The organism is Micromonospora thermarum (assembly GCF_012034245.1).
Lineage (GTDB): Bacteria > Actinomycetota > Actinomycetes > Mycobacteriales > Micromonosporaceae > Micromonospora > Micromonospora thermarum.
Map to the genome: position 1 here is coordinate 56,770 of NZ_JAATEO010000008.1, position 21,807 is coordinate 78,576.

At 72.6% G+C, this 21,807-nt stretch carries 21 protein-coding genes and 2 pseudogenes; 12 read left to right on the forward strand and 11 right to left on the reverse strand.

Going from position 1 to position 21,807, the window contains the following annotated elements; all coding sequences use genetic code 11:
* Positions 1 to 7: 7 nt before the first annotated feature.
* Positions 8 to 1,264, reverse strand: coding sequence for an erythromycin esterase family protein (locus HCJ94_RS09470; RefSeq protein WP_168000601.1), 1,257 nt, complete (start codon positions 1,262 to 1,264; stop codon positions 8 to 10).
* Positions 1,265 to 1,333: 69 nt separating this feature from the next.
* On the opposite strand from HCJ94_RS09470, the gene HCJ94_RS09475 reads away from it, so the two are divergent.
* Positions 1,334 to 1,525: a DUF2795 domain-containing protein gene (locus HCJ94_RS09475; protein WP_168000602.1), complete on the forward strand. Its 192-nt coding sequence runs from the start codon at positions 1,334 to 1,336 to the stop codon at positions 1,523 to 1,525.
* A 9-nt stretch (positions 1,526 to 1,534) separates the two neighbouring features.
* On the opposite strand, the pseudogene HCJ94_RS09480 reads toward HCJ94_RS09475, so the two are convergent.
* Positions 1,535 to 2,231 (reverse strand): annotated as a pseudogene (locus HCJ94_RS09480) (ribosomal RNA small subunit methyltransferase A).
* 358 nt (positions 2,232 to 2,589) lie between these two features.
* Complete coding sequence (locus tag HCJ94_RS09485) at positions 2,590 to 3,495, reverse strand: Gfo/Idh/MocA family protein (protein WP_168000726.1); 906 nt, start codon at positions 3,493 to 3,495, stop codon at positions 2,590 to 2,592.
* A 361-nt stretch (positions 3,496 to 3,856) separates the two neighbouring features.
* On the opposite strand from HCJ94_RS09485, the gene HCJ94_RS09490 reads away from it, so the two are divergent.
* Both HCJ94_RS09490 and HCJ94_RS09495 read left to right on the forward strand, forming a co-directional pair.
* Positions 3,857 to 4,252, forward strand: a complete 396-nt coding sequence (locus HCJ94_RS09490; RefSeq protein ID WP_168000603.1) for a hypothetical protein — start codon at positions 3,857 to 3,859, stop codon at positions 4,250 to 4,252.
* Positions 4,245 to 4,741 (forward strand): annotated as a pseudogene (locus tag HCJ94_RS09495) (hypothetical protein). Before HCJ94_RS09490 ends, HCJ94_RS09495 begins: the two are co-directional and overlap by 8 nt.
* Here the strand turns inward: HCJ94_RS09495 and fabG are convergent.
* A complete protein-coding gene (fabG, locus tag HCJ94_RS09500; protein WP_168000605.1) occupies positions 4,714 to 5,472 on the reverse strand; it encodes a 3-oxoacyl-ACP reductase FabG in 759 nt (252 codons plus the stop codon). The pseudogene HCJ94_RS09495 and the gene fabG sit on opposite strands and share 28 nt — an antisense overlap.
* Before the next feature lie 93 nt (positions 5,473 to 5,565).
* The gene (locus tag HCJ94_RS09505) at positions 5,566 to 7,218 is read right to left on the reverse strand and encodes an alpha-amylase family protein (RefSeq protein WP_168000606.1); all 1,653 of its coding nucleotides are present in this window, start codon (positions 7,216 to 7,218) and stop codon (positions 5,566 to 5,568) included.
* A gap of 124 nt (positions 7,219 to 7,342) precedes the next feature.
* Here HCJ94_RS09505 and HCJ94_RS09510 point away from each other — a divergent pair, with 124 nt between their 5' ends.
* Entirely contained in the window at positions 7,343 to 8,014 is a 672-nt protein-coding gene (locus HCJ94_RS09510) for a DedA family protein (protein WP_168000607.1), read from the forward strand.
* 49 nt (positions 8,015 to 8,063) lie between these two features.
* Here the strand turns inward: HCJ94_RS09510 and HCJ94_RS09515 are convergent, their stop codons facing one another.
* From HCJ94_RS09515 to HCJ94_RS09530, 4 genes are all read right to left on the reverse strand, one after another.
* On the reverse strand, positions 8,064 to 9,455 hold the full coding sequence (locus HCJ94_RS09515) for a chitinase (protein WP_168000608.1): 1,392 nt from the start codon (positions 9,453 to 9,455) through the stop codon (positions 8,064 to 8,066).
* A 147-nt stretch (positions 9,456 to 9,602) separates the two neighbouring features.
* Entirely contained in the window at positions 9,603 to 11,030 is a 1,428-nt protein-coding gene (locus HCJ94_RS09520) for a carbohydrate-binding protein (protein ID WP_168000609.1), read from the reverse strand.
* An 82-nt stretch (positions 11,031 to 11,112) separates the two neighbouring features.
* A complete protein-coding gene (locus HCJ94_RS09525) occupies positions 11,113 to 11,832 on the reverse strand; it encodes a YidC/Oxa1 family membrane protein insertase (RefSeq protein WP_168000610.1) in 720 nt (239 codons plus the stop codon).
* Positions 11,833 to 11,915: 83 nt separating this feature from the next.
* A complete protein-coding gene (locus HCJ94_RS09530; RefSeq protein ID WP_205800978.1) occupies positions 11,916 to 12,182 on the reverse strand; it encodes a DUF6412 domain-containing protein in 267 nt (88 codons plus the stop codon).
* 155 nt (positions 12,183 to 12,337) lie between these two features.
* Here HCJ94_RS09530 and HCJ94_RS09535 point away from each other — a divergent pair, with 155 nt between their 5' ends.
* From HCJ94_RS09535 to HCJ94_RS30050, 3 genes are all read left to right on the forward strand, one after another.
* Positions 12,338 to 13,474, forward strand: a complete 1,137-nt coding sequence (locus HCJ94_RS09535) for a carboxylate-amine ligase (RefSeq protein ID WP_168000612.1) — start codon at positions 12,338 to 12,340, stop codon at positions 13,472 to 13,474.
* Between the two features lie 26 nt (positions 13,475 to 13,500).
* Positions 13,501 to 14,880 carry an FAD-dependent oxidoreductase gene (locus HCJ94_RS09540; protein WP_168000613.1) on the forward strand — a complete coding sequence of 460 codons (1,380 nt, stop codon included), beginning with the start codon at positions 13,501 to 13,503 and terminating at the stop codon, positions 14,878 to 14,880.
* A gap of 83 nt (positions 14,881 to 14,963) precedes the next feature.
* Positions 14,964 to 15,485, forward strand: a complete 522-nt coding sequence (locus HCJ94_RS30050; RefSeq protein ID WP_309227207.1) for a PQQ-binding-like beta-propeller repeat protein — start codon at positions 14,964 to 14,966, stop codon at positions 15,483 to 15,485.
* A 19-nt stretch (positions 15,486 to 15,504) separates the two neighbouring features.
* Here the strand turns inward: HCJ94_RS30050 and HCJ94_RS09550 are convergent, their stop codons facing one another.
* Positions 15,505 to 16,365, reverse strand: a complete 861-nt coding sequence (locus HCJ94_RS09550; RefSeq protein WP_168000614.1) for an Fpg/Nei family DNA glycosylase — start codon at positions 16,363 to 16,365, stop codon at positions 15,505 to 15,507.
* 866 nt (positions 16,366 to 17,231) lie between these two features.
* Between HCJ94_RS09550 and HCJ94_RS09555 the strand changes: the two genes are divergently transcribed.
* A complete protein-coding gene (locus HCJ94_RS09555) occupies positions 17,232 to 17,393 on the forward strand; it encodes a hypothetical protein (protein ID WP_168000615.1) in 162 nt (53 codons plus the stop codon).
* A gap of 67 nt (positions 17,394 to 17,460) precedes the next feature.
* Here HCJ94_RS09555 and HCJ94_RS09560 read toward each other — a convergent pair whose 3' ends face one another.
* Positions 17,461 to 17,991, reverse strand: coding sequence for a hypothetical protein (locus HCJ94_RS09560; RefSeq protein ID WP_168000616.1), 531 nt, complete (start codon positions 17,989 to 17,991; stop codon positions 17,461 to 17,463).
* A gap of 175 nt (positions 17,992 to 18,166) precedes the next feature.
* Here HCJ94_RS09560 and HCJ94_RS09565 point away from each other — a divergent pair, with 175 nt between their 5' ends.
* From HCJ94_RS09565 to rocD, 4 genes are all read left to right on the forward strand, one after another.
* Entirely contained in the window at positions 18,167 to 18,397 is a 231-nt protein-coding gene (locus HCJ94_RS09565; protein WP_240944098.1) for a GntR family transcriptional regulator, read from the forward strand.
* 314 nt (positions 18,398 to 18,711) lie between these two features.
* Entirely contained in the window at positions 18,712 to 19,404 is a 693-nt protein-coding gene (locus tag HCJ94_RS09570) for a DMT family transporter (RefSeq protein WP_240944099.1), read from the forward strand.
* A 321-nt stretch (positions 19,405 to 19,725) separates the two neighbouring features.
* Positions 19,726 to 20,541 carry a dimethylargininase gene (gene ddaH / locus HCJ94_RS09575; RefSeq protein ID WP_205800980.1) on the forward strand — a complete coding sequence of 272 codons (816 nt, stop codon included), beginning with the start codon at positions 19,726 to 19,728 and terminating at the stop codon, positions 20,539 to 20,541.
* Positions 20,538 to 21,752 carry an ornithine--oxo-acid transaminase gene (gene rocD, locus HCJ94_RS09580; RefSeq protein WP_168000619.1) on the forward strand — a complete coding sequence of 405 codons (1,215 nt, stop codon included), beginning with the start codon at positions 20,538 to 20,540 and terminating at the stop codon, positions 21,750 to 21,752. The genes ddaH and rocD overlap by 4 nt, the downstream gene beginning before the upstream one ends.
* The last annotated feature ends 55 nt before the right edge of the window (positions 21,753 to 21,807 follow it).

Consider the following 21,807-nt stretch of genomic DNA (forward strand, 5'->3'; position numbering starts at 1 on the left):
CTGACACTCAGACGCCCGCCGGGTACGTCTCCATCTCGCCGGGGGCCGACAGCGCGGGGAGCGGGTGCAGGGCCGTCGTCTCGTCGCACCAGATGAACGCGTCGTACCGCGCTCCCAGCCGGGTCGGCACGTAGTTGCCCCACGACTCGAACGACGGGTCGTACACCACGCCGATCGCCCGGTGGTCGAGGGCGTCGGTGACCCAGCCCGGCTGGTCGTCCCCGCCGAACACCAGCACCGCCCGCTCGGGCATCAGCTCGTGCAGCCGCCGCTCGACCGATCCCTCGCGGGCCGGCGGCACGACCATCGCCTCCGCCGGCGAGCCCCAGCGCGGCGCGGCGATCACCGTGCCCCGGTAGCTGCCGAACCCGACCAGCACGACCGCGTCCCGGCCGTGCCGCTCCCGGCCCAGCTGGCCGATGTTGAGCATGCCGTCGGCGGCCATGTCGGTCGCCCGCGCGTCGCCGACGTGGGTGTTGTGCGCCCAGACGATCCCGCGCGACCCGGGGCCGTAGTGGTCGAGCAGCCGGTCGAGGGTGTCGGCCATGTGGATGTCCCGGACGTTCCACGACTCCGGCCCGCCCGCGACCATCGCCCGGTAGTACCGCTCCGCGCCGGCGACGACCTCCGCGTTCTGCCAGGCCGAGAAGGCGTCCGCGCCGTCCGCCGCGGCGTGTTCCCGGGTACGCGCCAGCAGCCGCACCACCTCGTCCTCGCACCGCGCCGAGACGAACCGGCTGGCCATGCCGTACTCCTCGACCCGCTTGCCGTACGGCTCGAAGCAGCGGTACGCGTCCTGCGCGGCCTCCAGCGACGCCGGGTCCTCCTCGCCCAGGTAGTCGAAGATCGCCTGCATCGACTCCCACAGGCTGTAGACGTCCAGGCCGTGGAAGCCGGCCCGCGCCGACTCGGGCCGCTCCACGTTCCACGCGCGCAGCCAGCGGCCGAAGCGCGCCACCTCGGCGTTCGCCCACATCCACGTGGGCCACCGCTCGAACCGTTCCAGGGCGGCCTGCGGCTCGGTGGCGCCGCCCGGGGCGGCGGTGACCGCCCTGCTGAAGCGGTCGCAGTCCGGCCAGTCCCCCTCCACCGCCACGAACGAGAAGCCGCACTCGGCGATCAGGCGCCGGGTGAGCTGTTCCCGCAGCCGGTAGTAGTCGTAGGTGCCGTGCGTCGCCTCCCCGATCATCACGATCCGGGCGTCCCGGACTCGCTCCAGTAACGGGTCGAAGTCGCTCGGCGCGCCGAGCCGCTGAACCAGCATGGCGAGCGGCTACCCGGCGCGTCGGCGGGCAAACCGGTGTGTCGGCGCGCGGAGCGGGTAGGCGGCGCCATGACCGTCACCGGGGTGCAGTTGCAGGAGTACCTGGCCGGGCTCGACTACCCGGTCTCCCGTGCGGACCTCGTCCGGTGGGGCCAGGAGAACGGGGTGAGCACGGAGATGCTCCAGATGCTGCGGGCGCTGCCGGCGGAGGACTTCGACTCCCCCGCCGAGCTGGCGGAGGCGTTGAACACGCTGGCGTAGCCGTCGGCCTCACCGGCGCAGCAGGCGGAACAGGACCAGCCACTGCTCGGGCAAGACGTGCCCGACCGGCGTGGCCGGGTCCAGGCGGGTGGCGCGCAGAGCCGCCGCCGGGCGGGCGCGCGGGTGGTGCCGACCCAACGACGCCGCGAGCGAGCCGCCGGCGCCGTCGAAGCCCAGCTCCACCATCCGGCGGTACGCGGGCAGCTCCGCCGCCGGCAGCAACGGCTCGCCGCGGCGCTCGATCCGCAGGATGCCGGCGTCGACCCGGGGCACCGGCGCCGGCGGGCGTACTCGAGCTGGGTGGGCAGGGTCGCGGCGCGCAGGGCGGGGGCGGTCAGGCACCACCGCACCACGGCGGCGGTCAGCGACCACGGGATGTTGCCGACCACCTCGAACGGCTGCCGGGCGGCGCGGCGGCCAGGAAGTCCGCCTGCCGGTGCGTCACGTTCGGCAGGGCGGCCCTGACCCGGGCCAGCTCGGCACCGGCCGTCGGGTCCACCTCGTACGCGGCCAGGTGCCGGCAGCGGGCGGCGAGCGGACGGGTCAGCTGGCCGCGTCCGGCGCGCACCTCCAGCAGCAGGCCGTCCGGGTCGGGGCGGGCCGCCCGGACCAGCCGGGCGATCGCGGCCGGGTCGGCGAGGAAGTTCTGGGAGAGTACGCGACGGGACCGGTCGCGTTCGGTTGCTCTGGTACGGCGGGGCGCCACGGGTCGTCGTCCTGTCTGTCGCCTTGGCGACGTGGCGGACAGGCGGTCCGGGGCGTCTGTGCCGAAGTCCCGGCGCGGCCGGGCGGTGACATCGGCACAGGCCCTGAGGGCGCCGGTCCGGGTGATCGGGACACGGACGGCCCTGGGGGCGACGGCGCGGGACGGTCTCGACGCACGGGGCCGGTCACCTCGGGCGGTGGCCCGGGTGCACCGGTCGCGGCGGCCCACCCGGTGCTCGGCCGGGACGGGGACGCGGTGCTTGCGGTGATCAAGAGGTTTGGGCCGCGACACGCCGGCGCGACCGCCGGAAACCTCTTGATCGACGCTTACGGGGGGCTGGTCGGGTGGGGCGGGTGGGTCAGGCGGGGACGTCGACTGTGCGGGCTTCGCGGCGGGCGGTCTCGGCCGCTTCGAGGACGGCGACCACCTCGCGGCCGAAGCGCACGTCGCAGCGGTGGTCGCGGGTGCCCGAGTCGATCTCCTCCAGCAGTTGGTCGATCGCCGTCCCGTACGCGTCGGCCACCGTCCCCTTGCCGAGCGGGGCGGTCTCGATGCCGCTGACGCCGTAGAAGCGCAGATCCCGCGTGACCGCCTCGCCCGGCGCGTCCAGGGTGAGCGAGACGCTGCTGGTGGCACCGCCGTCGTGGGTGAGCAGCAGGTGCACGAGCCCACTCGGGCCGTCCATGGCGGCCACCCGGGTCACCCGGCCCAGCACCGGCAGGATGATGGACAGCGCGTGCGGGCCGACGTCCCAGAGGGCGCCGTGCTGGCGCCGCCACGCGGAGCCCCCGTACGGGTTGCCGGGCTGGTAGATCGAGGCGAAGAAGGTGGCGGTGCAGTGCTGCCAGCCCTCCTCGGCGGCGGTGGCGGCGAGGAACGTGGTGACGTTCGGGTGGTACCGCTGGGTGAAGAAGATCAGGGAGGCGACGCCGGACGACTGCGCCGCGGTGACCACCCGGTCGGCGTCGGCGACGCTCAGCGTGAGCGGCTTGTCCAGCAGCAGGTGCCGCCCGGCGGTGGCCGCGCGGACCGCGATGTCCGCCTGCACGTCGGGCGGAAGGGCGACCGCGACGGCGTCGGACGCGTCGATGAGCGCGTCGACGTCGTCGAACGCGGGCACGCCGTACCGCTGCGCGAGCGCGGCGGCCTTGGCCGGGTCCCGCCCCCAGACGCCGACGAGCGTGGTCCGGGGATGTGCCTTCAGCCCCGCGCCGTGCGTCTCCGCCGCCCAGTGCCCGGTGCCGAACAAGCCGAACCGCACCACCACGAGAACCCCCAAGCCGTCGTCCCGCCGCAGCACCTCGCGGCCCCTCGATCATGCTAGGGCCTGTGGAGAAGTCCCGGCGCGAGTCGCGCCGAGGCCCACGCGGCGATCCGGCAAGGCGGAGAGTGGACCGGATACCGGCGCGGGCAGTCGGGGGAGGTAACGGGAAGCTGCTCGGCCGGCTGTCGAGCTGCCCCGTTCATGAGACCACCCTGCGGGCGCCCCTCAGCGGTCGCACAGATGGGGCAGCTCGACAGGCTCTCCCACATCTCCCTCGCCGGCGACCCGCGCCCGTACGACATCGCTACTACGCGGATTAGTAGAGTGTGGCGGTGACCGAACCGCGCTCCCGGTGGGCCCGATGACCAGCGCCGCACCGGCCGGATCGCCGGTGGACGGGCTGCTCGCCGTCGCCGCCATCGTGCTGTCCCTGCTCGTCGCGGCGTGGGCCCTGGTGGCCACGCTGCGGCACCGCGCTCCCGACCGGGTGCAGTTCACCGGCCTGGCCGCGCTGGAGGCGGTCCTGCTGGTGATGGCCGTGGTGGCACTGGTCGCCCTCGCCGGGGGCGAGCGGCCGGGCGAGCCGGGCGCCTTCGCGGGCTACCTGGTGACGCTGGTGTGCCTGCCGCCGCTGGCCTGGGTGCTGGCCCGGATGGAGCCGACCCGCTGGGGCTCGGCGATCGTCTGCGCGGTCTGCCTGGTCGCCCCGGTGGTGGTGGTCCGGCTCCAGCAGACCTGGGCGGTGCTCGGTGGCTGAGGCGCCGGCCGCGGAGCGCACGCGGACCAACGCCGGCCCGGGCCGGCTGCTGATCGCCGTCTACCTGTTGTTCGCGATCGCCGCGACCAGCCGCGCCGGCCTCCAGATCGCCACCAAGTTCGACGAGGCGCCGGTCGCGTACCTGCTCTCCGCGCTCGCCGCGGCGATCTACATCGTGGCGGCGGTGGGTCTGGCCCGCGCCGGTGCCGCCGGCCGGCGGGTAGCGCTGGCCTGCTGCAGCGTGGAACTGGCCGGTGTGGTCGGTGTCGGGGCGTTCAGCCTGGCCCGGCCGGACCTGTTCCCGGACGAGACCGTCTGGTCCGGCTTCGGCAGCGGGTACGGCTACATCCCGCTGGTCCTGCCGGTGCTCGGCCTGCTCTGGCTCTGGCGCACCCGCCACGCTCCGGCCTGACCCGCTTATGCCCCCGCGCCCGGGGCGCGGGGGCGGACAGCGGGAGCGGTCAGTCCTTCGGGCCGCCCGCGACGTAGATGACCTGACCGGACACGAAGGACGCGCCCTCGCTGGCCAGGAACGAGATCGTGTGCGCCACGTCCTCGGGGCGGCCCACCCGGCGGACCGGGATCTCCGCCTCGGCGTGCTTCTGCAGCGCCTCGAAGTCGACCTTCATGCGGGCGGCGGTCGCCGCGGTCATGTCGGTGACGATGAAGCCGGGGGCGACCGCGTTGACCGTCACCCCGAACGGGCCCAGCTCGATGGCGAGGGTTTTGGTGAAGCCCTGGAGGCCCGCCATGGCGGCGGAGTAGTTCGCCTGGCCACGGTTGCCGAGCGCGGAGGTGCTGGAGAGGTTGACGATCCGGCCCCACTTCCGCTCGACCATGTGCTTCTGGGCGGCCTGGCTGAACAGGAACGCGCCGCGCAGGTGCACGCCCATCACCGTGTCCCAGTCGGCGTCGGTCATCTTGAACAGCAGGTTGTCCCGGAGCACGCCGGCGTTGTTGACCAGGACGGTGGGTGCGCCCAGCTCGGCGGCGACCCGCTCGACGGCCGCCTCCACCTGGGGGCGGTCGGACACGTCCGCACCGACACCGAGCGCCCGGCCACCGGCGGCGGCGATCGCGTCGACGGTCTCCTTGGTCGCGGACTCCTCGATGTCCACCACGGCCACGGCCAGCCCGTCGGCCGCCAGGCGCTTGGCGGTGGCCGCCCCGATGCCCCGCGCCGCACCGGTCACGATGGCGACCCGCTGCTCCTCCGACATGCCTACCTCCCGGTAACCTCACTGGATGCGCCACCCTAACCCGCGGCGGGGCCGGCGGAGCGCCGCCGATTCCGGGCTCCTCGCCGAGGGGCGTCAGAACCCGCGGCCCCGGCGCAGGCGGATCCAGCGGTAGCCGTAGCCGGCCAGCTGGAGGCGGTCCAGCTTGCCGACCGGCGCGTAGCTGCGGTCGCCCAGCACGTCGATCGGCAGGTCGGCCTCCGGCTCCAGGTGGCTCAGGTCGACCACGGCGTCCCCGGTGCCGAGGTTGTGCAGGAAGACCATCGTCCCGGTCGACCCGTCGGCCCGGTGCGCCAGCACCCCCGGCGGCGTCGGTACGTCGATGTGCGTGGTCGAGCCGGAGCCGATCTCGGGGGCCTCGCGGAGCGTACGGATCATGCGCTCGAACCACGCCAGCAGCGAGGTGCGGTCGGCCCGCTGGGCGGTGACGTTGACCTTCTCATAGGAGAACTCACCCTTGTCGATCACCGGCCGGACGAGCTTCTCCGGGTCCGCCGTCGAGAAGCCCGCGTTGGGCTGGTACCTCCACTGCATCGGCGTACGGATGGCCTGCCGGCCGGGCAGGGACAGGTCCTCACCCATGCCGATCTCCTCGCCGTACCGCAGCACCGGCGTGCCGCGCAGCGAGAACTGGAGCGAGTACGCCAGTTCGAGACGCCGCCGGTCGTTGCCCAGCATCGGGGCCAGCCGGCGGCGGATGCCCCGATCGTAGATCCGCATGTCCTCGTCGGGGCCGAACTGGGCGTACACCTCGTTGCGCTGCTCCGCGGTGAGCCGGGACAGGTCGATCTCGTCGTGGTTGCGCAGGAACGTCGCCCACTGCCCGCCCTCCGGCAGCGCCGGGGTGTCGCGCAGCGCCTCGATCACCGGCTCCGGGTCCTGCCGGGCGAGGGCGAGCATGAGGCGCCCGTTCAGCATGAAGTCGAAGAGCATGTGCAGCCGGTTCGCCGACCCGCCGCTGTCACCGAAGAACGTCGGCAACTGGTCGGGCTCCACATTGGCCTCGGCGAGCAGGACGGCGTCGCCCCGGCGCCACTGCACGTGCTGGCGCAACTCGGTGAGGAACTCGAAGTCCTTGGGCGAGTTCGGGTTGCCCGGCTCGGTCAGCTCGATGATGAACGGCGCCGCGTCCATCCGGAAACCGGAGACGCCGAGCTGGAGCCAGAAGGACATGATCTTCTTGACCTCGGCCCGCACAGCCGGGTTGGCCATGTTCAGGTCCGGCTGGAACTTGTAGAACCGGTGGTAGTACCAGCCCTTCGCGGTCCGGTCGTAGGTCCACGTCTCGTGCTGCTCCCCGGGGAACACCATGCCCTGGTGGCGGTCCTCCGGCTCCTCGTCGGACCACACGTACCAGTCCCGGTAGGGCGAGTCCGGGGAGGAGCGCGCGGAGACGAACCACGGGTGCTGGTCCGAGGTGTGGTTGACGACCAGGTCGATGATCACCCGGATGCCCCGGTTCTGCGCCTGGTGCAGCAGCTCGGCGAAGTCGCCGAGCGTGCCGAAGCGTGGGTCCACGTTGTAGAAGTCGGTGGCGTCGTACCCGTCGTCCTTGTTGGGTGACGGGTGGATCGGGTGCAGCCACAGGCAGGTCACGCCCAGCCGGGCCAGGTAGTCGAGCCGGCCGATCAGCCCCCGGATGTCGCCGACGCCGTCGCCGTCGGAATCCGCGTACGTGTCGATGTCGAGGCAGTAGACGACGGCCTCGGAGTACCAGCGGTCACCCATGCCTCAGGTATGTCTCCGACGGCGCCGGCCGGCAAACGTGAGGACGGCGCGACACGCCCGGGTGTAAGTGGTGGCACGCCGGGTACCTCCTTCCGATCCCCCGGCCGGCAGCGGAAGGATCGCGATGGCACTCGCCCAGGACGTCCCCCCGGAGCAGTTCGGAGGATTGACCGGCTGGGTGGCCGCTGTCATCGACGCGCTGGGCGCGGTCGGGGTGGCCCTGCTGGTCGCGCTGGAAAGCATCATCCCGCCGATCCCCAGCGAGATCGTCCTCGCGATGGCCGAGTACCTGGCCGGCGAGGGGCGTTTCAACGTCGTCCTGATCGTTCTCGCGGCCACCGTGGGGTCGTTGGTCGGCGCCCTCGCGCTCTACTGGCTCGGCGCGGGTCTCGGCGAGGACCGGCTGAAGCGGTGGCTGGACCGACTGCCCCTGGTGGACCTCGGCGACCTGGAGCGGGCGGACCGCTGGTTCGAGCGGCACGGCCGCTGGGCGGTGCTGTTCGGCCGCCTGGTGCCGGTGGTCCGCAGCCTGGTCTCCATCCCGGCGGGGGCGAACCGGATGCCCCTGGGCGAGTTCGTCGCGTTCACCACGCTGGGCAGCGGTGTCTGGAACGGGCTGATCGTCGGCCTGGGGTACACGCTCGGCACGCGCTGGGAGGACGTCGACCGGTACAGCAGCTGGTTCAACTACGCGATCTTCGCGATCTTCGCGGTCATGATCGTCAGCTGGGCGGTGAAGAAGGTCCGCCGGCGGCGGGCCCGGCGCGACCGCGAGTCGGTCCGCGCCGGGCGCTGACCGGGCCGCGCACCCCGGCGGGGTACGCGGCCCGGCGCTCACGCCCGGGTCAGGGCAGGGTGTCGAGGTGCGGGCCGACGGTGCGGGCGAAGTTGTTGCCGTTGCTCACGTCCCAGTTCACCGACCAGGTCATCGCGCCCCGCAGGCCGGGGTAGGTGCGCGGCGGGCGGAAGCTGCCGCAGTTGGTGCCCCGGGTCAGGCAGTCCAGGGCCGCGTTGACCACGCTGGGCGCGACGATGCCGCCGCCGGCCGCCCCGGGACCGGCCGGCAATCCCAGCCCGACCTGGTCGGGCCGCAAGCCCGCCTCCAACTGGATGCAGGCCAGCGCGACGATGAAGTTCACCGTGCCCTGGCTGTACGCGGCGTTGTTGTCGCAGCCGAGCATCGAGCCGGAGTTGTAGAACTGGGTGTTCACGACGGTGAGGATGTCCTTGATGTCCAGCGCCAGCTTGAAGTAGCTGGTGGTCGGGTTCTGCATGTCGATGGTCTGCGGCGCCATCGCGATGATGAGCCCGGAGCCGACCTTGGCGCGCAGCGACCGCAGGGCCTGCGCCATGTACGTCGGGTTCAGGCCGTTCTCCAGGTCGATGTCCACGCCGTCGAAGCCGTACCGCTGGATCAGCGCGTACACCGAGTCGCTGAAGGCGACCGCGGAGGCCGCGTCGTTGACGGCGACGCGCCCGGTCTCACCGCCGACCGAGATGATGACCTTCTTGCCCCGGCTCTTCAGGATCCGGACGTCGGCCGAGAAGTCCGCGTCGGTGTAGCCGCCCAGCGCGGCGGAGAGGCCGGGGTCGACCGCGAAGGTGACCGCGCCGGGGGTGGCCGTCGCCTCGGCGAAGGCGACCGCGACCACGTCGTACTCGGCGGGGACGTCCCGCAGGCGCAGCTCGACCGCCGGGTTGTCGAAGTTGTGCCAGTAGCCGGTGAGGATGTGCTTCGGCAGACCGGTGACCGGCGGTGGGCTCGTGGGCGGGGGCGGGGTCGTGGGGGGCGGCGTGGTGGGGGGCGCGGTGGTGGGCGGAGGCGTGGTGGGGGTCGTGCCGCCGCCGCACGCCGCCCCGTTCAACTGGCAGTTGGCGGGCGAGCCGGGTCCGCTGCCGAGGAAGCCGAAGGAGACCGAGGCGCCCGGCGCGACCGTACCGTTCCACGACCGGTTGGTGAACGTGTACCGCTGGCCGGACGAGGTGAGCAGCGCGTCCCAGTAGGTGCCGACCGACGTGCCGGCGGGCAGGTCGAAGGTGAGGCTCCAGCCGTTGATCGTGGTGGTCCCCCCGTTGGTGATCGTGTACTTCCCCTCCCACCCGCTGCCCCAGTCGGACGTCTTCACGAAGGTGGCGGTCGGGCCGGCGGCGTAGGCCGGCATCGCCACCCAGGCGGCGCCGAGCGCTGCGGTCAGCATGGTGACCAGGGACAGGACTAGGGATCTGGAACGCTTCATGCGACCCTCCACACCCGAACAGGCATCCACGGACGTCTACGTTGGCGCATATTATTAAGACTGTTAACTGTTCCTGTCCAGAGGTGTTCGGCAAGGGCCCCTCGCGCAACGCCTGGCGTTGCGCGAGGGGCCCTTGCCCGAGCGCCGTCAGCGGCGGAAGGTGAACCAGTTGACGTTGACGAAGTCGTTGGGCTGGCCGCTGGTGAAGGTCAGGTAGACCGTCCGGCGGCCGGTGGGGCCGGCGACGTTGCCGGGCACCGAGCGCCAGCTCTGCCAGCCACCGGTGTTGGCGAGGGCGAAGCTGCCGATCGGCGGGCTGGTCGGGCTGTCGAGGCGGACCTCGACCAGACCGCTCACGCCGCCGCCCGCACCGGAGGCGACCCGGGCGACGAAGTCCCGCGGCGGCGTGGCGCCGAACTCGACGTTGTCGTAGCGCGCCCAGTCGCCGTTGCGCAGCCAACCGATGTTCTGCCCGCCCTCGGAGCACGCCTCGGTGCCCACGCCGTTCTGGGCGTTGAACGACTCGGCCTCGATCGTCGCGTACGCGTCGCGGACACCACCCGGCGGCGGAGTCGTCGGGGGCGGGGTGGTCGGCGGCGGGGTGATGCCGCCGCCCCGGCTGTAGACGGCGACGTAGTCGACCACCATCGGCCGACCGGGGACGGTCGAGGCGGTCGGCGTGGTGAAGCCGGCCACCCCGTTCGGGAAGCCCCCGCCCATCGCCACGTTGAGCAGCAGGAAGTAGCCGGCGTGCGACGTCATCTGGGTCCAGTACGGCTCGCCGACCTGGCCCTGGGTGACGGTGTGGTAGACCTGCCCGTCGACGTACCAGCGCAGTTGCTGGGGACTGACGGACGTGTCCCACTCGAACCGGTAGGTGTGGAACGCCGACTGGCAGGTGCTGCCCGGGCAGGCCCGGGAGGCGCCGAGCCCGTTGAACTCGTTGCACGGTCCGCCGGGCGCGACGCCGCAGTGCAGGACTCCCCAGACGGAGTTGATCCCGTTGACGTTCTCCATGACGTCGAACTCGCCGATGCCAGGCCAGTTCTGGTAGTTGCCCCGGTACGGCGACCCGAGGGCCCAGAACGCCGGCCAGTAGCCGAGCGCCTCGGCGCCGGTCACGTTCGGCATCTGGATCCGGCCCTCGATCGCCAGCACGCCACCGGACGGCGGCTTGAAGTTGCTGCGGACGGTCTCGATCCGGGCCGACGTCCACTGGCCGGACGCGTTGCGCAACGGCGTGATGCGCAGGTTTCCGGAACCGTCGTGGCTGACGTTCGCGGTGCTGTTGGTGTACGTCTGGATCTCCCCGGTGCCCCAGTTGGGCGGGCCGCCGGGGTAGCTGGTGCCGGTGTCGATGATCCAGTTGGCCGAGGACGGCAGGGTGCCGGCCGCGCCCGTGAAGTCGTCGCTCCAGACCAGACTCCAGCCCGACGGAGGCGGCGGGACGGCGGCGTTCGCGGTGACGGTCAGGCCGGCCACCGCGGTGGTGGTGACGGCGGTGAGCAGCGCCAACGCCAGTCGTGTCCGGCGTCGCGCGGGCAGGGCGGCGGGCGCCCCGGGTGGCGTGTGCATGGCTGTGCCTCTCTGCGGGACGGGTCGAGAGAGCGCTCTCTCAGGAGTTGTACGTGCCGTTCACACAGTTGTCAACATCGATCTATATCCTCGCTCCGGCCGAGGGCCGGCGGAGCACCGCCTGCTCCAGCCCCGACCACGCGGTCGTGGTCGCCAGGTAGATCACCGCGGCGAGCGGCAGCACGAGCGCCACCAGCACGGTCGTGTACGGCAGCAGCGGCAGCAGGCGGGCGAGCGTCTCCCCGCCCGGCGTACCGGCCGCAGCCGGCGGGGCACCGCGCCGCATCCGGCGCGACGTCCACCACGCCAGCACGAGCAGCGCGACCAGCAGGACGCCGAACAGCGGCACCACCGCCCCGCCGAGGCCGTCGCCGAGCTGGTGCCCGAGCGGCACCCCGGCGAGGCGTTCGTCCAGCAGCCCGGTGCCGCCCTCGTCGGTGGTGAACAGGCGGTACGCCACCAGCAGGAACGGCGCCTGGAGCAGCAGCGGCAGGCAGCCGGTGAGCGGGCCGGCGCCGGCCGAGCGGTAGAGGACGAGGAGTTCGGCCTGGAGGCGGGCCGGCTCGTCCGCGTACCGCCGCTGGAGCTCTCGGACACGGGGGGCGAGCGCCGCGCGGCGCCGCTCCCCGCGGACCTGCGCGACGGTCAACGGGGAGATCAGCAGGCGGACGGCGACGGTGAAGACGACGATGGCGGCGGCGGTCGCCGCGCCGCCGGTGAGCGGTTCGAGCAGGCCGGCGAGCCCGGCCAGGACGGTGCCGGCGGCGCCGACCACGTCCGACAGCGGTGCGAAGGCATACATGGTGGAGGGACCCCTCGGGTGCGATTCCGGGTACGCGCCGACGGCGCGCGAGGACAGCGGAACCGGCCGCGCCAGGCTGGTGCCTACGCGGCCGAGGGGCGGAGACCGGGTGCCCGCGGGCGGGGCCGGCCGGGAGCGTCCGGGTCCACCTGGCGCGGCACCCGGCGGGATCGGGCCCGCGCCCGGAGTGCGCACGCCGCGCGGCTCACACCTGCGGCCGGCACCGCGACGAGGCGCACCGCGAGCAGGGTGACGAGCAGCACGAGCGCCGCGCCGGCGAGCAACCCGGACGGGTGGTCGACGAACACGGTCAGCCCGGCGAGCGCCGCGGCCCACCACCCGAGCAGCATCCCGACCACGAGCCCAGGCTACGAAGGCCGGTCACGTCACCCGCTGTGATGACGACACGCCGGTACCGCGTTTCCCACCGCCACCACGGCGGGTAACGACTGGGCCGACCCGGCGCGGACGGACCGCGGCCGGCCGAGACGGACGGTGATTCCCGATGACCGGTCAGGTGGTGACGGCGCCGAGCGCGGCGGCCGACGGGACCGACCTGCTCACCGTGGGTGTCGAGGAGGAGTTCCTGCTCGTCGACCCGCACACCGGGGTCGCCGTGCCCGCCGTCGACCTCGTCATGGAGCAGGTCCCGCCCGAGCTGCGCGGCCAGGTGGAGCGGGAGTTCCAGACCAGCCAGATCGAGATCGGGAGTCCGCCCGGCCTGGAGCTGAGCTCGATCCGGCACTCCCTGGGCGTGCTGCGCGCCGCACTCGCCGACGCCGCCGAGCGGGCCGGCGTACGCCTGCTGGCCATCGGGACCGGTCCGGCCGACGGGCCGGTGCCACCGGTGGTCGACAAGCCCCGCTTCGACCGGATGATCGAGCGGTTCCGGCTGCTGGTGCCCGGTCCCGGCAACAACGGCATGCACGTGCACGTCGGGGTGCCGGACGCCGAGACCGGCGTGCAGGTGCTCAACCACGTCCGGCCGTGGCTGCCGGTGCTGCAGGCGGTGACCGCCAACTCCCCGTTCGCCCGGGGCGAGGACACCGGCTACGCGAGCTGGCGGTCGGTGGAGTGGGAGCGCTGGCCGTCGGTGGCGCCGACGCCGTTCCTGGAGTCGCACGAGCACTACGAACGGTTGATCCGGCAGCTCATCGCGAGCGGCGTGATGCTGGACGAGGGGATGCTCTACTGGTACGCCCGCCTGTCCGCGAAGTACCCGACCGTGGAGATCCGGATCGGGGACGTCTGCCCGTCGGTGGACGACGCGGTGCTGGTCGCCGCCCTGGTGCGGGCGATGGTCGCGACCGCGATGGCCGACATCGCGGCGGGCCGCCCCGCCATCCGCACCGACCACCACCTGCTCGTCGCCGCGCACTGGCGGGCCGCCCACGACGGACTGGAGGGCGAGGGCGTCGACCTCACCGACGGTGAGCTGCGACCCGCCTGGGAACTGCTCGACCAGCTCGTCGACCGGCTGCGCCCGGCGCTGGAGCGGCACGGCGACCTGACCGAGGTGACCGACCTGCTCGGCGGGCTGCGCCGGCACGGCAGCGGCGCCGCGCGGCAGCGCGCCGTCTTCGCCCGTACCGGGAAACTGACGGACGTGGTGGAGGACGTCGCCCGGCAGACCCGTGGCTGACGACGTTCCGTGACAGGATGGTGCCCGTGGCGCGACGACTGATCGTTATCGGTGGCGACGCCGCCGGCATGACGGCGGCGTCCCAGGCGCGACGCCGCCGTGGCCCCGACGAGCTGGAGATCGTCGCGTTCGAGCGGGGGCACTACACGTCGTACTCGGCGTGCGGCATCCCGTACTGGATCAGCAGCGTGGTGTCCGACCCCGAGCAGCTCATCGCCCGCGACCCGGAGACGTTCCGGAGGCAGTTCCACGTCGACGTGCGACTGCGGCACGAGGTCACCGCCATCGACCTCGACCGACGCGAGGTCGTCGCCCGGGACCTGGAGGGCGGCGGCGAGGTCCGCGAACGGTTCGACAGCCTCATGTACGCCACCGGTGCGACACCCATCAAGCCGGACTGGGCCCGCACCGACGTGCGCGGCGTGTTCGGCGTGCAGACCCTCGACGACGGCGCCGCGCTGCGCGAGTGGCTGGACGCGGCCCCGAAGCCGCGGAGCGCCGTCGTCGTCGGCGGCGGCTACATCGGAGTCGAGATGGCCGAGGCGATCCTCCGGCGCGGGCTGTCGGTCACCCTCATCGAGCGGGCCGAGCAGCCGATGTCGACCGTGGATGCGGACATGGCCGAGCTGGTCAGCGACGCCATGCACAGCCTGGGTATGCAGATCCGCACGGGCCTCTCGGTCACCGGGCTGGAGGAGCGGGACGGGCGGGTGTCCGCCGTGGTCACCACGGAGGAGCCGGTCCCGGCCGACGTGGTCGTCCTCGGCCTCGGCGTCCGCCCCAACGTCGGGCTGGCCGAGGCGGCCGGGCTGCCGATCGGTCCCAGCGGGGCGATCCGGACCGACCGGCGCATGCGCGTGCCCGGTGTCGAGGGCGTGTGGGCCGCCGGGGACTGCGTGGAGTCCCTGCACCGGGTCAGCGGGATGCCGGTGCACATCCCGCTGGGGACGTACGCCAACAAGCAGGGCCGCGTCGCCGGCATCAACATCGGCGGCGGGTACGCGACGTTCCCCGGGGTGATCGGCACGTCCGTCACCAAGGTCTGCGACCTGGAGGTGGGGCGCACCGGGCTGCGCGAGCGGGACGCCGTGGCGTCCGGTTTCGAGTTCGTCTCGGTCATCGCCCAGTCCACCAGCCGGGCCGGTTACTTTCCCGGCTCCCGCCCGATGGCGGTGAAGCTGATCGCCGAGAAGCCCAGCGGGCGGCTGCTCGGTGCGCAGATCGTCGGCTGGTCGGAGGCGGCGAAGCGGATCGACGCCCTGGCCGTGGCGCTCTGGAACGAGATGACCGTGGACGACATGACTGCCCTCGACCTCGGTTACGCGCCGCCGTTCTCCCCGGTCTGGGACCCGGTGCTGATCGCCGCCCGCAAGGCGGTCGACGCCCTCGGCGCCTCGTCCGGATAGCGGGAGGAAGGTTCCCCTGACGCTTCGTGCGTAGCAGGACCCCTTGTCTCGCAACCGGTTCTGTCGGTGGGCGCGGTTAGCGTGTGCGCGCTGTCGCAGTGCCGGTTCCCGCGCCGATCCCCCTCGGAGGCCCCCATGTCCCAGGAGACGACCTACCTCGCGAGCGGACGTACCACTGCGACGCCCCGGTCTTCTCGTGCGCCACCGCCGAGGGCGGCCGGTACGTCTTGGCCGGCGACAGCCAGTCCTCGATCTACTGCTTCGACGCCGCCGGCACCGGGCTGTGGAAGCTCGGCACCGGCTGCGGCTCGGCGTACTCGATGCGGTACCACGACGAGCGGCTCTACGTGGTCACCACCAGCGGGCACCTGGCCTGCATCGACGCCAGCGAGCCGGCGATCCGGGCCGCCGAGGTGGTGCAGTGCGTCGAGGACCACGGGCGGCTGCGCATCCAGGTCCTCTCCCCCGGGTACCGACGGGACTGGGCGGTGCAGTTCCCCAAGGGCATCCGGGAGGTCGGCGGGCGCTACGTCGTCACCGAGGTCCGGGAGGCGGGCCGGGGCGGCTTCCACCGCGCGTTCGGCGACATCCGCCGCCTCCGCTGACCCGGCAGCGCCCGACCGGTCACCGCTGGCAGGTGGGGCACCAGTAGAGGTTGCGGCCGGCGAGGGCACCCCGGCTGACCGGGGTGGCGCAGACGTGACAGGGCGCGCCGGGGCGGCGGTAGACGTACACCTCGCCGCCGTGCCGGTCGACCCGCGCGGCGCGGCCCATCGCCTCGGGCAGGTGCGCGTCGCGGACGGTGTCGATCCGACCGCGGTCGACGGCCTGGCGCATCAGCGTCACCAGGTCCGCCCAGAGCCGCTCCCAACCGGCGGGGGTGAGCTGCCGGCCCGGCATCGTCGGCGACAGGGCTTCCCGGAACAGCGCCTCGGTGACGAAGATCAGCCCGGTGCCGGCCACCACCGACTGGTCGAGCAGCAACGCCGCGAGCGGCGTCGGGCTGCGGGAGATCCGGGCATACGCCCGCTCCGGGTCGGCGTCGGCGCGCAGCGGATCCGGGCCGAGCCGCCCGCGCAGCGCGGCCACCTCCGGCGGGGTGAGCAGCTCGCAGGCGGTGGGGCCGCGCAGGTCCAGCCAGTGCCGGTCGACCGACGACTCCAGCTCGGCGCGTCTACCGCCGCGCCGCGACCTGGAGCCGTCGCTAGCGAGCCGCAGCCGGATCTGGCCGACCGGTTCCGGGGGCTCGCCGGCCCCGTCGGTGACCTTGCCGTACAGGCCGAGGTGGACGTGGAGGGTCAGCTCGCCCGCGTAGTGGTGCAGCAGGTGCTTGCCGTACGCCTCGGTGCTCTCCAGGACGGACCCGGTGAGCCGCGCGGCGCCCTCGGCGAAGCGGCCCTGGGGGCTCGCCGCGTGCACCTTGTCCCCGGCGAAGAGCTCGGCGTGCCGGGCCGCCAGGCGGTGGATGGTGTGTCCCTCTGGCACGGCGGCAAGGGTAGTCAGCCGTGCTCACGTCTGCCATGTCAACTGCTCGAACGGCACCGTTGGCCACCCCGGGCGCGCATGACCATCTATGACACAGGTGGGGCCGGGGTGGGGCCGGAGACCTGTTGTTCCAGGGCGTCCGTTCAAAACCTGCGTGATGACCGATGCCGCCAGCGTCCCAAGGACACCAAGCGCCGCGACGACGAGCACCGCCCACACGGGCGTACCGGACGACTGCCGGCATCCTCCAACGGTGGCGCAACCTCGGCCACCCTTCGCGGGCACGAGCCGCAGGTATCCCGGGCCCGGCCTTGCTGGTGGGCGGCCTCCGGACGTGGGAGCGTTCCCGGTTTCGGCGTTGTGAACGAGAGGTAAAGGGCCCGGCGAATTGGAGTCAGTCCAAAACTGCAAGTTACTCACTGGTACGCGCCGACTGCACCACGTGACCACTCCTCACGTCTGAGGAAGTCGGTCGATGAATGCGCAGGTCAGCGGCCTAATTGGACGCCAGAGCTACGAGCGCTTCATCCACCGACCTGATTAGAACGTGTGTCCAGAAGCTGGACGATCGATTTAGGCACATCCCACGATGCGGAACATGAAGGGGGTCGATGCAGGGGGCCGCTGTTGCCGCAAGATCAGTGTCGTCTGGTCGCCTAAACTCTGATCTCGGCACGTCAGAGCGAGGTGCCTGCGCAAGTAGACAGACCCCGAGCACGGACGTCCGTGACCGTAGGTCTGGACGCCGAGCCGGGGTCCGTTCTCATTGCGAGTGAGGCGGCTACGGTAACAGGCTTCCGTCGTCCCGTGTGGGCGATTGGTCCTTCTCGGCGTTTGGCGCAAACGTTTATGAGGAGGGTTGCCTTATGGCAGTCGGCAGGAAGGCACGGACGGGCGAGCGCTGCCCGGAGAGCGGTGTGTGGAAGGTCGTCGGCTACCCGACGACGACCGCGCCCATCGCGGTGAACAACGTCATGCCGCCGTACAACGGTCAGGCCGTGACGTGGGAGCTCATCCGCCTCGCGTGATGAGCAGGTGACTTGGGGCCGTCTACCTTGCCGGTAGGCGGCCCCAAGTGCTGGCGCGGCGTACGCCCTACGTCCAGCGCCCGCCGTTAGGCCTCGCCCCGGCCAGATCCAGGAGGTTGGCCAGGCGGTACCGCAGCACCCGCGTCTGCCCGACCGACAGGACCAGGCTGGCTGCGGCGCCGCCCTGCACGCTGGTCAGGCGGACCATCGGCTCAGCGGCCGGGTGCAGGGCTTGCACCAGGGCCACGTCAACGATGAACGCCTCCGGCCGGTTGGTGTCCACGCGGCGGGCGCGGGAGCGGTGCTGGTCGCGGCGCTGGCATTCGTCCCGGTCGCACCAGCGCGGGTGGCTCAGCTCGGCCGGCTCGTCGGCAAGGGTGCCGGTCGGGAACACGTGCACGTAACCGCAGGGCCGGTCAACGTCCGGTGCCATGCCGACCGGGTGGGCGTCCATCCCGGCTCGGGCGACCACGGCGGTTACGTGGATGACGTGCCCGGTGCAGGTGTACGCGCAGGCGTCCAGGGAGTCGGCGGTGTACAGCTCGATGCGGACCGTCGCAGGTTCTCCGCAGAGGGGTGGGGTCGGTAGGGTTCGCACGGGTCGCCTCCTAGCTAGGCGATCAAGGCCCTCGGTCGGCGTGGCTGCGCTGGCCGGGGGCCGCCTTGTTCTGGCCATGACAAACGTACAGTCGATGTACGTCTAGAAACTAGACGTCTAGGTACTGGACAACCCCGAACACGTACAGATCATGTGCGTGCTTACGCTCGCGCCCATGACGAGCCCGCTCCACAACGTGCCGCTCTACCGGCAGTTGGCGGACCTGCTCGCCAAGGAGATCGAAGAGGGCAAGCTGCGCCCCGGCCAGCCGTTGCCGAGCGAGCTCCACTTGCAGCAGACCTACGGCGTGGCCCGAGGAACCGTGCGGATGGCCATGCGTGAGCTGCGCGAGCGCGGCCTGGTCGTCACCGTGCACGCGCGGGGAACCTTCGTCGCCGAGCAGTAGCCACTGAGCCCTGCCGCCACACCCGCGCAGGGCTGACCACGGCTAACGCGGTGGGGCCGGGGCGCGGCCGGGCAGGGTCGTCGGTCAGCCAGCGAAGGCGTATCAGCAGGTAGGGGCGGAGATGCCGCCCGCTCTGCTGGCCCCTGCCCCACGGATGGTGTGTCCCTCTGGCACGACGGCAACGGTAGCCCCGCCCACCGGCACCCCCGGACGGGGTGGGTGTCGCGATCGTCACCTCTGGGTACGTCTCCATCGTTACCGCGCGGGCGCCACCCGCTCCACCGGCCGCCAGCGCATTCATCAGGAGGTGTGTTGTGGTCAGAATTCCTTCCCTCTCGCGCCGGACGGAACCGGCGCCCGACGACACCACCGGCCGCACGGGCGAGGCGACCGCCACCCGCGACGGCGCCGCCGACGGCACGGCGCGGACCGCCCGTCCGGTCGTGACCGACCGGAGCGACGAGCGGACGACGTACCGCGGCACGGGGACGCCCGCCGACACCCGGGACACCGACGCCACGCGCCGGGCCGCCACCGCACGTACGCCGATCGCGGACGCCAGCCAGGAACGGACGCTCGACGGCCGCACCGTCGACCTGGACCGGGACGCCGCCGCGGCGCGCGCCGACCGGGACCGCGACGGTGTGCCCGACCGGGCGGAGCGGCCGGTGGTCACCGGCCCGAAGCCCCGGTCCAGCCTGCTCGCCACGCTCGGCCTGATCGCCGGCGTGGCCGGCGTGCTGTTCGTGCTGACCGGCGCCCTGGCCGGGTACGGGATCGGGCTCGGCGCCGTCGGCGCGGTCCTCGCCGTTCTCGGCCTGGTCGCGACCCGACGGCGGCACGTCGCCGGGACGACCGACGCGCTGCTGGGCGTCGCCGCCGGTCTCGGCGCCGTGGTCCTAGGCGTGGTCGCGATGACCGGCCAGTTCGACTGGCCGACCACCGACGGCGACTGGGTGGCGCGCTTCCGGGAGTGGCTCGACTCACAGTTTGTGGACCGCTTCTAGCGGGCACTGTCCGGCTCGCCGGCGGTGCGCCGGCGACGCCGGTGGTGCACCGGCACAGCCCGACCAGCCTGGTGGTTCACCAGCCGGGCACACCCTGATTCGGGGGCGGCGATTCGCCGCCCCCGAAGTGTTTCCGCGCTCGTGGCGCGGTCGCGCAATGAAACGCTGCCTACCCTCGACTACACGCAACGATTCGACGTCCTGTGCAACTTCCTGCGGTGGATCCCGTCGGCCGGCGCCGCATACCGTTGAGCCAACGGCGCCAGCCCGCGGGCCGAAGGTGGCCGGGCGCGCCCGACCCCTGGGAGCAGGACAATGACGATGGACGCCACCAGCCAGCGCTTCCTGATGTGCCGGCCGACGTACTTCGCCGTCGACTACGCGATCAACCCGTGGATGGACCCGACCGCGCCGGTGGACGCCGACCTGGCGATCCGGCAGTGGGAGCGGCTGCGTCAGATCTACCGGGACCTGGGCCACACCGTCGAGGAGATCACTCCGGTGCCGGGCCTGCCCGACATGGTCTTCGCCGCCAACGGCGGCACGGTGATCGACGGCAAGGCCATGGCCGTGCAGTTCCGCGACCCGCAGCGCGCCGACGAGGCGCCCGCGTACCGGGCCTGGTTCGAGAGCGCCGGCTTCGAGATGTACGACCCGAAGCACGTCAACGAGGGTGAGGGCGACGTCCTGCTGGTCGGCGACCATCTGCTCGCCGGCACCGGGTTCCGTACCGCCCACGCCTCGCACGCCCAGCTCCAGGAGGTCTTCGGCTACCCGGTGATCACCATGCAGCTGGTCGACCCGCGCTTCTACCACCTGGACACCGCGCTGACCGTGCTCGACGAGCGGACGGTCGCGTACCTGCCGGAGGCCTTCTCCCCCGGCAGCCAGGCCGTGCTGCGCCGGCTCTTCCCGGACGCGGTCCACGCCACCATGGCCGACGCCGAGGTGCTGGGCCTCAACGCGGTGAGCGACGGCCGGCACGTCGTGCTGCCGGCGCAGGCCACCGGCCTGGCGGCCAAGCTGCGGGACCGGGGCTACGAGACGATCGGTGTCGACCTGTCCGAGCTGCGCAAGGCCGGCGGCGGACCGAAGTGCTGCACGTTGCGACTCCGTCAGGGAAAGGCGAGCAAGTGATCGAGGACAAGCTGCGGACGCCCGAGGCCGTCCGGGACGCGGAGCGGTGGACCGCGCACAACTACCACCCGCTGCCGGTGGTGATCTCCTCCGCCGAGGGCGCCTGGCTGACCGACGTGGACGGCCGCCGCTACCTCGACTGCCTGGCCGGGTACTCGGCGCTCAACTTCGGCCACCGGCACCCCGAGCTGATCCGTGCCGCGCACGAGCAGCTGGACAAGCTGACGCTGACCAGCCGCGCGTTCATCCACGACCAGTTCGCCGACTTCTGCCGCGAGCTGGCCGAGCTCTGCGGCAAGGACCTCGTGCTGCCGATGAACACCGGCGCCGAGGCCGTCGAGACCGGCATCAAGGTGGCCCGCAAGTGGGGCTACCAGGTCAAGGGCGTCGCCCCGGGCCAGGCGAACATCGTGGTGGCCGAGGGCAACTTCCACGGCCGCACCACCACGATCGTCTCCTTCTCCACCGACGAGGACGCGCGCGCGGACTTCGGGCCGTACACGCCGGGCTTCACCGTTGTCCCCTACGGCGACCTCGACGCGCTGAGCGCCGCCATCGACGAGAACACCGTCGCGGTGCTGCTCGAGCCGATCCAGGGCGAGCAGGGCGTGGTCGTACCGCCGGAGGGCTACCTGCCGGGCGTACGCCGGATCTGCACCGAGCGGAACGTGCTGTTCATCGCCGACGAGATCCAGTCCGGCCTGGGCCGGACCGGCGCGACCTTCGCGTGCGAGCACGAGGGTGTCGTGCCGGACATGTACCTGCTGGGCAAGGCGCTCGGCGGCGGCATCGTCCCGGTGTCGGCCGTCGCGGCGGATGCCGGGATCCTCGGCGTGCTCAAGCCGGGCCAGCACGGCTCCACCTTTGGTGGCAACCCCCTCGCCTGCGCGGTGGCCACCGAGGTCGTCCGGCTGCTCGCCACCGGCGAGTTCCAGCGCCGCTCCGCCGAGCTGGGCGCCCGGCTGCACGCCGGCCTCCAGGCGCTCGTCGGCAAGGGTCTGCTCGCCGTCCGGGGCCGGGGCCTCTGGGCCGGCCTGGACATCGACCCGGCGCTGATGAGCGGCCGGGAGGCGTGCGAGCGGCTGATGGAGCGCGGCGTCCTCGCCAAGGACACCCACGGCTCGACCATCCGCCTCGCCCCGCCGCTGGTCATCACCGAGGAGGAGATCGACCACGCGGTGGCGCAGCTGGCCGCCGTGCTGGCCGGCTGATCGCCGTACGCGACGAAGGGCGCCGGGAGTGGATCCCGGCGCCCTTCCGCCTTCC